The organism is Streptomyces sp. NPDC037203 (assembly GCF_055605065.1).
In genome coordinates, this window is the sequence record NZ_JBVJUC010000010.1 from 228,993 (window position 1) to 242,484 (window position 13,492).

Annotated in this window: 13 protein-coding genes; 11 read left to right on the forward strand and 2 right to left on the reverse strand. The window is 71.4% G+C overall.

The window, feature by feature from the left end; genetic code table 11:
* The first annotated feature begins 103 nt into the window (after positions 1-103).
* From ACZ7EC_RS25815 to ACZ7EC_RS25855, 9 genes are all read left to right on the forward strand, one after another.
* Entirely contained in the window at positions 104-709 is a 606-nt protein-coding gene (locus tag ACZ7EC_RS25815) for a riboflavin synthase (RefSeq protein ID WP_471066108.1), read from the forward strand.
* Positions 706-1,347: a nicotinamide mononucleotide transporter family protein gene (locus ACZ7EC_RS25820; protein WP_471066110.1), complete on the forward strand. Its 642-nt coding sequence runs from the start codon at positions 706-708 to the stop codon at positions 1,345-1,347. Before ACZ7EC_RS25815 ends, ACZ7EC_RS25820 begins: the two co-directional genes overlap by 4 nt.
* Positions 1,344-2,648: a bifunctional 3,4-dihydroxy-2-butanone-4-phosphate synthase/GTP cyclohydrolase II gene (locus ACZ7EC_RS25825; protein ID WP_471066111.1), complete on the forward strand. Its 1,305-nt coding sequence runs from the start codon at positions 1,344-1,346 to the stop codon at positions 2,646-2,648. Before ACZ7EC_RS25820 ends, ACZ7EC_RS25825 begins: the two co-directional genes overlap by 4 nt.
* A gap of 56 nt (positions 2,649-2,704) precedes the next feature.
* Complete coding sequence (gene ribH / locus ACZ7EC_RS25830; RefSeq protein ID WP_397986959.1) at positions 2,705-3,190, forward strand: 6,7-dimethyl-8-ribityllumazine synthase; 486 nt, start codon at positions 2,705-2,707, stop codon at positions 3,188-3,190.
* A 34-nt stretch (positions 3,191-3,224) separates the two neighbouring features.
* The gene (locus ACZ7EC_RS25835; protein ID WP_007491392.1) at positions 3,225-3,497 is read left to right on the forward strand and encodes a phosphoribosyl-ATP diphosphatase; all 273 of its coding nucleotides are present in this window, start codon (positions 3,225-3,227) and stop codon (positions 3,495-3,497) included.
* Between the two features lie 74 nt (positions 3,498-3,571).
* The gene (gene hisG / locus ACZ7EC_RS25840; protein ID WP_471066114.1) at positions 3,572-4,420 is read left to right on the forward strand and encodes an ATP phosphoribosyltransferase; all 849 of its coding nucleotides are present in this window, start codon (positions 3,572-3,574) and stop codon (positions 4,418-4,420) included.
* A gap of 10 nt (positions 4,421-4,430) precedes the next feature.
* A complete protein-coding gene (locus tag ACZ7EC_RS25845) occupies positions 4,431-4,886 on the forward strand; it encodes a PH domain-containing protein (protein WP_471066116.1) in 456 nt (151 codons plus the stop codon).
* Between the two features lie 216 nt (positions 4,887-5,102).
* Positions 5,103-6,437 (forward strand): hemolysin family protein, encoded by a 1,335-nt coding sequence (locus ACZ7EC_RS25850; RefSeq protein ID WP_471066118.1) that lies wholly within the window; start codon positions 5,103-5,105, stop codon positions 6,435-6,437.
* Complete coding sequence (locus tag ACZ7EC_RS25855) at positions 6,434-7,522, forward strand: hemolysin family protein (protein WP_471066120.1); 1,089 nt, start codon at positions 6,434-6,436, stop codon at positions 7,520-7,522. Before ACZ7EC_RS25850 ends, ACZ7EC_RS25855 begins: the two co-directional genes overlap by 4 nt.
* Positions 7,523-7,617: 95 nt before the next feature.
* Here ACZ7EC_RS25855 and ACZ7EC_RS25860 read toward each other — a convergent pair whose 3' ends face one another.
* Together ACZ7EC_RS25860 and ACZ7EC_RS25865 are read right to left on the reverse strand one after the other, a co-directional pair.
* Positions 7,618-9,480, reverse strand: coding sequence for an AAA family ATPase (locus ACZ7EC_RS25860; RefSeq protein ID WP_471066122.1), 1,863 nt, complete (start codon positions 9,478-9,480; stop codon positions 7,618-7,620).
* 427 nt (positions 9,481-9,907) lie between these two features.
* Entirely contained in the window at positions 9,908-10,528 is a 621-nt protein-coding gene (locus ACZ7EC_RS25865) for a uridine kinase family protein (protein ID WP_471066209.1), read from the reverse strand.
* A 277-nt stretch (positions 10,529-10,805) separates the two neighbouring features.
* Between ACZ7EC_RS25865 and ACZ7EC_RS25870 the strand changes: the two genes are divergently transcribed.
* Together ACZ7EC_RS25870 and ACZ7EC_RS25875 are read left to right on the forward strand one after the other, a co-directional pair.
* On the forward strand, positions 10,806-11,762 hold the full coding sequence (locus tag ACZ7EC_RS25870) for a hypothetical protein (RefSeq protein WP_471066124.1): 957 nt from the start codon (positions 10,806-10,808) through the stop codon (positions 11,760-11,762).
* A gap of 77 nt (positions 11,763-11,839) precedes the next feature.
* A complete protein-coding gene (locus tag ACZ7EC_RS25875; RefSeq protein ID WP_471066126.1) occupies positions 11,840-13,381 on the forward strand; it encodes an amino acid permease in 1,542 nt (513 codons plus the stop codon).
* Positions 13,382-13,492 lie beyond the last annotated feature (111 nt).

The following is a 13,492-nucleotide window of genomic DNA, read 5'->3' on the forward strand; positions in this document are numbered from 1 at the left end:
CGGGCCTCTTCGGCGACGTCCCGGCTCGTGTGCTCATCCGTAGACTCTGTCGTCATCGACAGGCCCCGGAGTCCGTGCCCCATGAGGCAGGAGGACCCGGGAAGTGTTCACCGGAATCGTCGAAGAACTGGGTGAAGTCACCGCCGTCGAGAACCTCGGCGATGCCTCCCGCTTCCGGCTCCGCGGCCCCGTCGTCACCGACGGCGCCCGGCACGGCGACTCCATCGCCGTGAACGGGGTCTGTCTCACCGTCGTCGACCACGAGGGCGACGAGTTCACCGCCGACGTCATGGCCGAGACCCTGAACCGCTCCAGCCTGGGCGCGCTCACCACCGGCTCCCGCGTCAACCTCGAACGCCCCACCGCCGTCGGCGCCCGCCTCGGCGGCCACATCGTGCAGGGCCATGTCGACGGCACCGGCGAGATCCTGGAGCGCAAGCCCTCCGAGCACTGGGAGATCGTGAAGATCTCCCTGCCCGCCCACCTCGCCCGCTACGTGGTCGAGAAGGGGTCCATCACCGTCGACGGCATCAGCCTCACCGTCGTGGACGCGGGCCCCGACTCCTTCACCGTCAGCCTCATCCCCACCACCCTCGCCCTGACCACGCTCGGCGTGAAACAGCCCGGCGACCCGGTCAACCTCGAGGTGGACGTCATCGCCAAGTACGTCGAGCGGCTGCTCGCGGCCGGTCAGGGGGCCGGCCGGTGAACTCCCTCAACACCGTGGCGTTCACCCTCTTCGGGCAGCACATCCTGTGGTCCGACATGACGGGCAACATCCTCGGCCTGATCGGCCTCGTCCTCGGCTGGCGCCGCTCCCTGTGGAGCTGGCCGGTGCAGTTCGTCTCCGGTCTGGTCCTCTTCGCCGCCTTCTACGGCCATCTCACCGGCAGCGCCGGCAAGCAGGCCGTCGTCATGGTGGTCGCCCTCTACGGCTTCTGGCAGTGGAACCGCGGCCGGGGCCAGGCCGGCGACGGCCACATCTCCCCCCGCTTCGCCACCTGGCGCGAGCGCGCCGCGCTGCTCGGCGCCGCCGCGATTGGCACCGTCGCCGTGGCCCTGCTGTTCACCGCGTTCCCGGAGCTGTCCTGGGACCCCTGGCCGGACGCCTACATATTCGTCGGCACCGTCGTCGCGATGTACGCCCAGGCCAAGGGCATGGTCGAGTTCTGGTTCGCCTGGCTGCTGGTCGACCTCGTCGGCGTCCCCCTCAACTTCGCCAACGGCTACGCCTTCTCCGGCTTCGTCTACGTCATCTACGGCGCACTCGTCCTGTGGGGCATGCGCGACTGGTGGCTGCGCTCCCGCAAGAGCCCGCGGCCCGTTCTGGAAGGAGCACCGGCATGACCTCGGCCACCCCGCTCTACGACCCCTACTCCTACTCCTACGACGGTGACGGCATCGAGGAGTTCACTCTCGACCCCGTCGAGCAGGCCGTCGCCGACATCGCCGCCGGGCGTCCCGTGATCGTCGTCGACGACGAGGACCGGGAGAACGAGGGCGACCTCGTCATCGCCGCCGAGAAGGTGACCCCCGAGATCGTCGCCTTCATGATGAGCGAATGCCGGGGCCTGGTCTGCGCCCCGATGGAGGCCGCGGAACTCGACCGGCTGCGGCTGCCGCAGATGGTCGAGGACAACACCGAGTCGATGAAGACCGCCTTCACCGTCTCCGTGGACGCCTCCGGCGCGCACGGCGTGACCACCGGCATCTCCGCCGCCGACCGCGCCACCACGCTCCAGCTGCTCGCCAGCGGCACCGCCGGGCCCGCCGACTTCGTGCGCCCCGGCCATGTCTTCCCGCTGCGCGCCCGGCCCGGCGGCGTCCTGGAGCGCAACGGGCACACCGAGGCCGCCGTCGACCTCGCCCGGCTCGCGGGCCTGCGCCCGGCCGGCGCCATCGTGGAGATCGCCGGCGAGGACGGCCGGATGCTGCGGCTGCCCGAGCTGATCCCGTTCGCCCGCAAGCACGGCCTGACGATCATCTCCATCGAGGACCTGATCGCCTACCGCCGCGGCACCGAGCCCACCGTCCGCCGCGAGGCCGAGACCCTGCTGCCCACCCGGCACGGCACCTTCACGGCGTACGGCTACCGCTCCACCGTCGACGGCGTCGAACACGTCGCCCTCGTCCACGGCGACCTCGGCACCGGCGCGGACGTCCTGGTCCGGGTGCACTCCGAATGCCTCACCGGCGACGTCTTCGGCTCGCTGCGCTGCGACTGCGGCCCCCAGCTGGACGACTCGCTGGCCCGCATCCAGGAGGAGGGCCGCGGCGTCGTGGTCTACCTGCGCGGACACGAGGGCCGCGGCATCGGCCTGCTGTCCAAGCTGCGCGCCTACGAGCTCCAGGAGCAGGGCCGCGACACGCTCGACGCCAACCTGGAGCTCGGTCTGCCCGCCGACGCCCGCGACTACGGGGCCGGCGCCCAGATCCTCGCCGACCTCGGCGTGCACAGCGTCCGCCTGATGACCAACAACCCCGACAAGGCCGACGCGCTGGAGCGGCACGGGGTCGAGGTCGCCGCGCGCGAACCGATGCCGGTCCGGGCGGGCGAGCACAACCTGCGCTACCTGCGCACCAAGCGGGACCGCATGGGCCACGACCTGCCCTGGCTGGACACCCCGGCCACCTGCCCGAACCAGTAGCGCCAAAACCAGCGGGCAAGCAACACCAGTCGAATCAGAAGGCACTTAGGAGAGACGTGAGCGGCAAGGGTGCACCGGAACTGTCCGTACGCAACGCGGGCGACCTCAGGGTCGCCGTCATCGCGGCGCAGTGGCACGAGAAGGTGATGGACGGTCTGGTGAACGGCGCCCTGCGCGCCCTCGGCGACCTGGGGATCGACGAGCCGACCCTGATCCGGGTGCCGGGCAGCTTCGAGCTGCCGGTCGCCGCCAAGGTGCTGGCCGCGCGCGGTTACGACGCGGTGGTCGCCCTCGGCGTCGTCATCCGCGGCGGCACCCCCCACTTCGACTACGTGTGCCAGGGCGTCACCCAGGGCCTCACCCAGGTCTCGGTGGAGACCGGCGTGCCGGTCGGCTTCGGCGTGCTCACCTGCGACACCGAGGAGCAGGCCCTGGACCGGGCCGGCATCGAGGGCTCCAGCGAGGACAAGGGCCACGAGGCGGTGATCGCGGCGGTCGCCACGGCCGCGACGCTGCGTTCGGTATCCGAACCCTGGCACTGAGGCACCGGCCGGAGCGCGTAGGGTGAGGACCACCATGTCCAAGAAGACGTTCGAGGAGCTTTTCACCGAGCTCCAGCACAAGGCCGCCCACGGCGATCCCGCCACCTCCCGCACCGCCGAACTGGTCGGGAAGGGGGTCCATGCCATCGGCAAGAAGGTCGTCGAAGAGGCCGCCGAGGTCTGGATGGCCGCCGAGTACGAGGGCAAGGAGGCGGCAGCCGAGGAGATCTCCCAGCTGCTGTACCACGTCCAGGTGATGATGGTCGCCCGCGGGATCTCCCTGGACGACGTCTACGCCCACCTCTGACCGACCCGCCGCACCGCCGCGCCCTGCCGCGGCACACCGCACCAACCCCCTTCACCGCAAAGGAAGCCGTCCTCATGCTGCGCATCGCCGTCCCCAACAAGGGTTCCCTGTCCGGCCCTGCGGCGGACATGCTGCATGAGGCCGGCTACCGCCAGCGCCGCGAGTCCAAGGAGCTGCGGATCGTCGATCCGGGCAACGAGGTCGAGTTCTTCTACCTCCGCCCCCGCGACATCGCGATCTACGTCTCCTCCGGCCGCCTCGACATCGGCATCACGGGCCGCGACCTGCTGGTCGACTCCGGCGCGGACGCCGAGGAGATCCTCCCGCTGGGCTTCGCCCGCTCCACCTTCCGCTTCGCCGGAAGGCCGGGCACCGCGAACGGCGTCGAGGACCTGAAGGGCCGTACGGTCGCCACCTCGTACGAGGGCATCGTCGGCCGGCACCTCGCCGACAGCGGCGTCGACGCCTCCGTCGTGCACCTGGACGGCGCCGTGGAGACCGCGATCGAACTGGGTGTCGCCGAGGTCATCGCCGACGTCGTGGAGACCGGCACCAGCCTGCGCAACGCGGGCCTGGAGGTCTTCGGCGAGCCCATCATGAAGTCCGAGGCGATCGTGATCCGCCGCACCGGCGCGGACGCCGGGGAACCCAAGGTGCAGCAGTTCCTGCGCCGCCTCCAGGGCGTCCTGGTCGCCCGGACGTACGTGATGATGGACTACGACTGCCGGGTCGAGCAGCTGGAGAAGGCCGTCGCCCTCACCCCCGGCCTGGAGTCCCCGACCGTCTCCCCGCTGCACAACGAGGGCTGGGTCGCCGTCCGCGCCATGGTCCCCGCCAAGGACGCGCAGCGGATCATGGACGACCTCTACGCCATCGGCGCCCGCGCCATCCTGACCACGGCCATCCACGCCTGCCGCCTCTGAGGGGTACGTGATGTCCGACCTGCCCACCCTGCCGGTCACTTTCCGGCCGGGCCACACCCGCGTGATCCTGCTCACCGCCGCCGTGGCGATCTTCCTCACCATCTCCGGGGTCGCCCTGTTCCTCGACGGCCTCGGTCCGGGGGAGCGGCTGAGCTTCGTGCTCACCGGGGCGCTGATCTTCTGGGTGCTCGCCCAGCTGGCCCGGATCAAGGTCGTCGCCGACGAGAGCGGCGTCACCGTGGTGAACATCGCCAGCAAGCGGCGCCTGGACTGGGCGGAGATCCTTCAGGTGAACCTCCGTCCGGGCGATCCCTGGGTGTTCCTCAACCTCAGCGACGGCACCAGCCTGCCCGCGCTCGGCATCCAGCCGGGCATGGCCAAGCAGCGCGCGATCGCCGACGCCAGGGCGCTGCGGGCGCTCGCCGAGGCCCACTCGGCCGTCCGCCTGGGGGAAGATCAGGGCTGACTCGGGGCCGACTGCGGGTCGCCCACCCTGCCCGTCCGGCCCCGTCTTGATTAATCTGGGTGGGCGGAGGTCGCGCCGATCGCACCTCCGCCCCTGTGTGCCGCCCCGGCGCCAGGGGTTCCTGCGACCCGAGGAGTGAATCCCTCCGGCGATGGACGGATCGTCCTGTAGTACCTGCGCCGCCCCCACCCGACATACCGGGGAGGCGGCGGCATCGTGACCACCCCCCTGCTGCTCCTCGCAGCCGCGTTCCTGCTGATCCTGGCCAACGGATTCTTCGTGGCCGCCGAGTTCGGCCTGGTGACGGTCGAGCGCCCCGAGGCCGAGAAGGCCGCCGCCGACGGCGACAGGCGCGCCCGTACGGTCGTGGAGTCGCTGAAGGAGCTCTCCTTCCAGCTCTCCGGCACCCAGCTCGGCATCACCATCACCTCCCTGGTCGTCGGCATGCTCGCCGAACCCGCCCTGGGCCGGCTGCTCGGCGCCCCGTTCGCCGCGCTGGGCCTGCCGTCCGGTGTCGCCTCCGGCGCCGCCGTGCTCGTCGGCATGCTGCTGGCCTCCGCGATCCAGATGGTGATCGGCGAACTGGTGCCCAAGAACTGGGCGGTCTCCCGGCCGCTCCAGGTCGCACGCTTCGTCGCGGGCCCCCAGCACCACTTCTCCCGGCTGTTCCGGCCGGTGATCGCCGCGCTCAACACGGTCGCCAACCGGCTGGTCCGCGCCCTCGGCGTCGAACCCGCCGACGAACTGGCCTCCGCCCGCACCCCCGGCGAACTGGTCTCCCTGGCCCGGCACTCCGCACTGGCCGGCGCCCTGGAGCAGGACACCGCCGACCTGTTCGTACGCACCCTGTCGCTGGGCGAGCTGACCGCCCAGCACGTCATGACCCCGCGCGTGAAGGTCAGCGCGCTCCAGGACTCGGCCACGGCCGAGGACGTGGTCAACCTCACCCGCGCCACCGGTCTGTCCCGCTTCCCCGTCTACCGGGAGAAGATCGACGAGATCGTCGGCATGGTCCACCTCAAGGACGCTCTCGCCGTCCCGGCGCACGACCGGCTGCGTACCCCGGTCGGCCGCATCGCCCGCCGCGCGCTGCTGGTCCCCGAGACCCTGCCCGTCCAGCCCCTGCTGGCCCGGCTGCGCAGCGAACAGCCCATCGCGGTCGTGGTGGACGAGTACGGCGGCACGGCCGGCGTGGTCACCCTGGAGGACATCGTCGAGGAACTGGTCGGCGAGGTCCGCGACGAGCACGACGCCAAGGACGTGCCCGAGCTGGTCGCCGCCCCGCCCGAGGACGGCAGGCCCGCCTGGGACGTGGCCGGCAGCTGCCGGGTCGACATCCTCCAGCGCATAGGCCTGGAGGTGCCCGAGGGGCCGTACGAGACGGTCGCCGGACTCGTCGCCGACCTGCTCGGCCGGATCCCGGCCCCCGGCGACCGGGCCGAGCTGCCCGGCTGGCGGCTCGCGGTCCGCCAGGTCGGCCACTACCGCGCCGAACGGGTCCGCCTGGTCCGGACGGCCCCGGCGGCGAACCTCGCGGAGGCCGCGCGATGAGCGTGCTCCAACTGGTCCTCGCCGCGCTGCTGGTGCTGGCCAACGGCTTCTTCGTGGGCGCCGAGTTCGCGCTCGTCTCCGTGCGCCGCAGCCAGATCGAACCGCTCGGCACCTCCCGCGCCCGGCAGGTGCTGTACGGCCTGGAGCGGCTGCCGCAGATGATGGCCGCCGCGCAGTTCGGGATCACCGTGTGCTCCCTGACGCTCGGTGCGGTCGCCGAACCGACCGTGGCGCACCTGCTGGAGCCGGTGTTCGGGGCGCTGCACCTCCCGGACGGCGTGATCCATCCGCTCGGCTATGTCATCGCGCTGGCCGCGGTGGTCTTCTTCCACCTGGTCATCGGCGAGATGGTGCCGAAGAACCTCGCGATGGCGGCGCCCGAGAAGGCGGCGCTGTGGCTCAGTCCGGGCCTGGTCTGGTTCGCCCGCGTGTGCAAGCCGATCACCGTGTCCCTCGGCGCCGTCGCCCAGGCCGTGCTGCGGCTGTTCCGCGTCGAGCCCAAGGACGAGGTGGAGGCCGTCGTCACCAGCGAGCAGCTCAACCGGCTCCTGGAGGACTCCGGGCAGGCGGGTCTGCTCGACCCGGAGGAGAGGGAGCGCCTGGAGGACGCCCTGGAACTGGGCTCCCGCCCGGTCACCGACGTCCTGCTGCGCCGTGAGTCGCTGGTCACGGTGACGCCCGCGGTCACTGCGGGCGAGATCGTCCGGCTCACCGCGCGCACGGGGTACTCCCGCTTCCCGGTCGCGGCCACCGAGCAGGGCGCCTTCATGGGGTACGTGCACGTCAAGGACGTACTCGACCTGGAGGACTCCGAGCGGGCGGTGCCGCAGAACATCTGGCGGCCGATGACGACCCTGCGGGCCGAGCTGCCGCTGGACGACGCCCTCACGGTCATGCGCCGCGCCGCGACGCACCTGGCCCAGGTGGCGGACGCGTCCGGGAAGGTGCTGGGGCTGGTGGCGCTGGAGGACGTCCTGGAGATGCTGGTGGGCGAGGTACGCGACCCGGCGCACCGGGAGATCGCCGACATGCGCCTGACGGAGCCGAGGGCGAGCGGCGAGTCGGAACAGGCGCTCGCCACGTAGGACGGGCGCTCGCCGCGCCAGAGTGGTGCGGGGAGCTGTGCGGCCGCGGCCCGGTGGCGGGTCGCCCGCGCGGTTCCCCGCGCCCCTCCGGGCGCCTACGCGGGGGACGGGTCCTGCGGTCCCCGGCCCGACAGGACCTCCCCGTACGCCTGCATCAGGTCGGCCAGCCGCAGTGTCGCCAGGTCCTCGCGGGACAGCGACCCCGCGTATGCCGACAGCCGCAGGTCCCGGTACGCGCAGCTTTTCTCGTACAGCGTGCGCAGGAACCGCCCGTTGCCCAGCTCGTCGATCCACCCCTGGTCGACCACGTGCCCGGCGATCGACCGCAGCTCCTCCAGCGCCTCCTCGTCCCACTGGTCCCCGTTCTCGGCGGCCAGCACCTTCCCGATCTCGGTGAGTTCACCGGGCCGGTACGAGGGGAAGTCGACCCGGCTGGTGAAGCGGGACGACAGACCGGGGTTCGCCGCGAGCAGCCGGTCCATCCCCTCGGGATACCCCGCGAGGATCACCACGAGGTGGTCCCGGTTGTCCTCGGCCCGCTTCAGCAGCACCTGGAGCGCCTCGTCCCCGTACGCGTCCCCCTTGCCGTACCCGGAGTTGGAGAGGGAGTACGCCTCGTCCACGAACAGCACCCCGCCGATCGCGGAGTCGATCAGCTCGTTGGCCTTCACCGCGGTCTGCCCGAGGTACTCGCCGACCAGATCGGCCCGCTGCGCCTCGACGAGATGGTCCCCGCCGAGCAGCCCGAGGGCGTAGAACACCCGCCCGAGGATGCGCGCCACCGTCGTCTTGCCGGTCCCGGAGGGCCCGGAGAAGACGAAGTGCCGCTTCGGCGGCTGCACGGGCAGCCCCTGCCCGGCCCGCAAGCGCGCCATGTTCAACTGCGCGGACAGCGCCTTCACCTGGCGCTTGACCGGTTCGAGCCCGACCATCCGCTCTAGCTCGGCGAGCGCCTGTTCGAGCAGCGCGGGATCGGTCGGCCCGGTGGGCAGGGGCGAGCCGGGCGCCCCGCCCCGGTCGCGGACCCCTGGCTCGGCGACGCCCGGCGGCGGCCCGGCCGGCAGCTCCGGCTCCGGCAGCCGCAGATCGCGCCCCTCGGTGCCGAAGAACGGATCGAAGCCGTCCGGACCGTCCACCGTGTCCTGCCCGGCGCCGGTCAGTGTGATCGCGGCGAGGCCGGCCGCGTCGTCGTAGCCGTCCCCCTCGGCGATCGCCGCGAGCCGTGCCGAGGTGTCCATGAAGGCGGGGTCCACCCGGTGCACGGCCCGGTACAGGGGGAGCGCGGCGGCGGAGCGGCCGGTGCCCTCGTGCGCCCGCGCCAGCCAGTAGCGCAGCTCCTTGCGCTGCGGCTGCTCGCTGCGGCACCGCATCAGCGCCGCCGACAGCAGCGGCTCGGCCTGCCCGTACATCTCCAGGCGCACACGGGCCATGCCGCCGAACAGCCCCGCCTCTATGCCGAGCAGGGGGTCGTCCAGCAGCGGGTCGGTGTGCCGTACCAACTGGTCCCAGTCCTTGACCAGGTAGGAGCGGCAGGCGTGCAGGAAGCGGACCTGGGGATCGGTGTCGACGGGGGGCAGCCCGGCGAGCGCCCGGTCCAGCTCGGGCACGTGCCGGCCGTCCAGCCAGTGCGAAGCGTGCGCGAGCAGCAGATCGCGCGGGCTCTCCAGCACCGGCTGCACCCACCAGCCCAGCCAGTACCAGGAGTTGATCGTACGGCGGTGCCGGGCGCGCTGTTCGCCGAAGCGCTCGCGGTGCCGGAACATCCGCAGCAGCGCGGTGGTGGTGTCGACCCGGAGCGCGTGCAGCCCGAGCCAGCCGTCGGCCATGCCCGGATCCATCCGTACCGCGGCCCGGAACTCCTCCTCCGCCTGCGGATACGCGCCCATGGTGTAGGCGTCGACCCCGCGCAGCCAGGCGAGGTCGGCCGGGGCCTCGGGGCCCTGCGTGCCGAAGTCCATCCCGTCCCCCACAGACCGTGCCCCGTGGTTCACCGCCGGACGGTCGCCCGGCGGCCGCCGCGGCCGAACCGCCGTGCCGCGGACCGGAGTTGCAGGTGCGCGAGGCTGATGCCGAAGGTCGCACCAAGGGCATCGTACCCGCGCGGGTACCGCGTGCCGAAGGGTGCGGCACAGGCCGTTCGGCGAGGTGGGAGCGGACGGAATCCGGTCGCTTCAGTGACCGAGGGTGATCGCAAGGGTGTGCAAACGGCCCGGAAAGTGGTACGCGGGCAGAACGAAGCCCCCGATCACGGGGGAACAACCGGGGGCTTCGCGTCTTCGGGCGGCTTCACATCGCCGCACATTGAGAACGTAAGACCTGTACGGCCCCCCGGTCAAGCGAAGTTGGGGCACTTCGGGAAGTTGGCCGACAAGAGTCTTCACCATTTCACCACATGGGGGTGGAGTCGTCACTCAGGGTCACTCCTTGGCCCGATCCCTGGGGTCGCACGGGCCCCGGCAGCACCTCGTACCCCTGATCCCTCTGGCGCACCAGCAGCCCGGCATGGGGGCGGGTGGGGTCCTCCGCGAAGTGCGCGCGCTCGGCCTCGACCCAGCCGTCCCAGAACTCCCGCTGCGCCGCCCCGTCCCGCCGCCGGCCGCGCGCCCACGCCTCCTCGCGGGGCAGTTCCATCCACAGCAGTTCGGCCAGAAACGGCCGCAGCGCACGCCGGCCCGCGCCCACGCCCTCCAGCAGGACCACCGGCGCGGGCGGCAGCGGGCGCGCGGGGCCGAACGCGCGCGCCTCCCAGTCGTAGGGGAGGTAGGCGGCGGTCTCGCCGCGGGACAGCGGCTCGATCACCTGCGCCCGCAACCGGTCGGTCCAGGCGAACAGCCGGTCATGGCTGGCGATGTCGTCGAGATGGAGCACCGGCGCCCCGCCCAGCGCGGCTGCCAGCCGCCCGGCGAAGGTGGACTTCCCGGAGCCGGCATGCCCGTCGACGGCGATCAGCCGGACCGGTCCGAGGGAGGGCGGCAGGGCGCGCAGCCGGGCGGCGAGGTGCTGAATGGTGATTCCCGAAGGTGTGATGCGGTGTGGGGGGTTTTCCGGAAAGAGTCTAGTAGCGGCGCATAGCGGGCGGCCCGCCGAGGCCCCCCACGAAAGGAAGTCACCCCTTGGACTACCGCAGGCCGGGTCCCTTCGCGCACCTTCGATAAACATTCTCGAATCCCTGACCGATATGTCGAATTCGGCGTTCCGGGTCTCCTCCGCGCTGAGTAAGGTGCCTCCTGTGCTACCGCGGGAAGCGGTGGCCGGGGACACGGTGCGGAACAAGGCAGGGGACATGGCCGCGGAGTTATTCGAAGGGCAGTATGTGTGGCACCCGGCGGCCGACGACCGAGTCCTGGCCGGCGTTTGCGTCGATGTCCGCGCCGGGCGATATCGGCACGCGTGCGAGGCGCTGGCCGAGACGCGCGACGACTTCGCCCTGCGCGCCCACCGCTCCCTGGTCCTCGCCTCCGAGGCGGCCGGCACCGACCTGGTCGAACGCTGGCTGGCCGAGGAGCCCTCGCCCGAGGCGGCCCTCATGTGGGCCCGTGTCGCCGTCCAGCGCGCCCTGCGCGCCGCCGACGGGCACGACGACCGCGCCGAGGCCCTGGAGCGCATAGCGCTCACCGCCTGCGAGCGGGCCGCCGCGCTGGCCCCGCGGGACCCCACCCCGTGGGTGGCCAAGCTCGCCATGGCCCGGCTGCACCGGCTGCGCGACCCCGCCCCGCAGGGGCTGCTCACCTCGCCGCCCGGCCCCTGGCGGCTGTTCGCGCACATCCTCACCCTGGACCCCTGGCACCGGGAGGCCCACCACCGCTTCCTCTCCGCCTTCTTCGCCCGGCACGGCGGCTCGGTCAACGCCGCCTGGGACGTGGCCGCCTTCCTCAGCCAGCGCGCGCCCGCCGACTCGGCGCTGCGCCTGCTGCCGCTGGTCGCTTTGGTGGAGAGCTACAACCCGACCCAACTGCTCGCCGACCGCGTCTGGGAGCAGCCCCAGTGGCGCGCCACCGCGCTCGCGATCTACCACAACTGGCTTCCCACGGTGCCCGATTACCGCTTCACACCGGTGCTCGACCTGGCCTACCTCGCGCACGCGCTGGTCATGGGCCAGCGCGAGTTCGAGGCCCGCGCGGTCTTCGCGGCGATGGGCCCGTATGCCTCGCGCATGCCCTGGAGCGCCTTCGGCGACCCCGCCGAACAGCTCTCCCGAGCACGCCGGGCCTGCGGGCTGCCCGTCCCCGGACCCGCGTGAGCACCCTTTGCTCGTCAACCGTCCCCCCTCGTCGAGCGCCCCCGAGCGTTCGAGAGGCACGAGAGAAAGGCCGATCTGTGTCAGAACGGATGTCCGCTCCCCGCGCCAAGTCCCGCGGCGGAGAAGACGCGGTCGTGCTCGACGACGACGCGACCCTGCACGCGATGGGTTATCCGCGGAAACTCACCCGCCGTTTCCAGGCGTTCGACAATTTCGCGATCTCCTTCACCATCATCAATATCCTGTCGGGCATCTTCTCGTCCTTCGGATTCGGTATGAACGCGGGTGGTCCGCGCATTCTCGTGTTCGGCTGGATCGGTGTCTCGCTCATGGTGCTGCTCATCGGCGCGGCCATGGGCGAGGTCGCCTCCGCCTATCCGACGAGCGGTGCCCTCTATTTCTCCGCCGGTAAACTCGCCAAGCGCCACAAGGGCGCCTGGTCCTGGTACACGGGCTGGTTGAATTTCGTCGGACAGATCGGTGGCACCGCCGCGACCGGCTATGCGGCGGCCACCTTCATCCAGGCCTTCGTGCAGCTCCAGTGGCCCTCCTACCAGCCGACCGTCCACCAGACGGTGCTGATCACGGCCCTGATCATCGTGCTCCAGGGGCTCGCCAACACCTACACGGTCCAGCTTGTCGCCGTCCTCAACCGCATTTCCGTGTGGTGGCTGCTGATCGGACTCGTGGTGATCGTGGGCGCACTCATAGTGATACCGGATCACCACCAGTCGGTGTCCTTCGTCACGCATTTCGAGAACAACACCGGCTTCACGAACGGGCTTTACGGCGGCATGCTCGGGCTGCTGGTCACCAGCTGGACGTTCACCGGCTTCGACGGCAGCTTCCACATGTCCGAGGAAACGGTGCAAGCCACGGTCAACGCGCCCAAGGGGATCACCCGCGCCATCGGCTATTCGGCGATCACCGGGCTCATCCTCATGCTTGCACTGGTCTACAGCATTAAGGACTACGCCAAGGAGGCCGCCAACGGCGCGCCGCCTGTGCAGATCCTGATCGACGGCCTCGGCCTGACCACCGCCAAGGTCATGCTCCTCATCGTCATCGGCGCGATGCTTTTCTGCGGTCTCGCCAACCTCACCAGCAACACCCGGCAGATCTTCGCCTTCTCCCGCGACGGCGCCATGCCCGGCTCCCGCCTGTGGCACTCGGTCTCGCCGCGCACCCGTACCCCCGTCAAGGCGGTCTGGCTCGCGGTGGCCTGCTCGCTCGCCCTCATCGTGCCCGGCTGGTGGTCGCACACGGCCTTCACCGCGATCGTCAGCGTCAACGTGGTCGGCCTGTTCCTCGCCTATGCCGTCCCGATCTTCCTGCGGCTGCGGCTCGGTGACGCCTTCGAGTCCGGTCCGTGGAACCTGGGCCGCTGGAGCAAGCCGGTCGGCTGGCTCGCCGTGGTCTGGATCGTGCTCAGCAGCATCCTGTTCATGCTGCCGCAGGCGTCCCCGATCACCGTGGACTCCTTCAACTACGCGCCGATCGCCCTCGTGGTCGTGCTGCTGGTGGCCACCGTCTGGTGGTTCGCCACCGCCCGCCGCCGCTTCCAGGGTCCGATCAGCTACGGCCGCCCCGACGAGATCGCGGCCATGGACCTCGTCTGAACCTCGCACGAAAGGCCCCGGCCCCGGCACCGCCTCCGCGGTACCGGGGCCGGGGCCTTTGTCCGCCCTGTGCCGGCGCCGTCACCGGATCAGACCAATATTCATGGCGCG

Bases quoted from the DNA above. Each gene is read 5' to 3' on its own strand.
- ACZ7EC_RS25825 (WP_471066111.1), top strand. From the start codon at position 1,344: ATGACCTCGGCCACCCCGCTCTACGACCCCTACTCCTACTCCTACGAC.
- ACZ7EC_RS25835 (WP_007491392.1), top strand. From the start codon at position 3,225: ATGTCCAAGAAGACGTTCGAGGAGCTTTTCACCGAGCTCCAGCACAAG.
- hisG (WP_471066114.1), top strand. From the start codon at position 3,572: ATGCTGCGCATCGCCGTCCCCAACAAGGGTTCCCTGTCCGGCCCTGCG.
- ACZ7EC_RS25845 (WP_471066116.1), top strand. From the start codon at position 4,431: ATGTCCGACCTGCCCACCCTGCCGGTCACTTTCCGGCCGGGCCACACC.
- ACZ7EC_RS25855 (WP_471066120.1), top strand. From the start codon at position 6,434: ATGAGCGTGCTCCAACTGGTCCTCGCCGCGCTGCTGGTGCTGGCCAAC.
- ACZ7EC_RS25860 (WP_471066122.1), bottom strand. From the start codon at position 9,480: ATGGACTTCGGCACGCAGGGCCCCGAGGCCCCGGCCGACCTCGCCTGG.
- ACZ7EC_RS25870 (WP_471066124.1), top strand. From the start codon at position 10,806: ATGGCCGCGGAGTTATTCGAAGGGCAGTATGTGTGGCACCCGGCGGCC.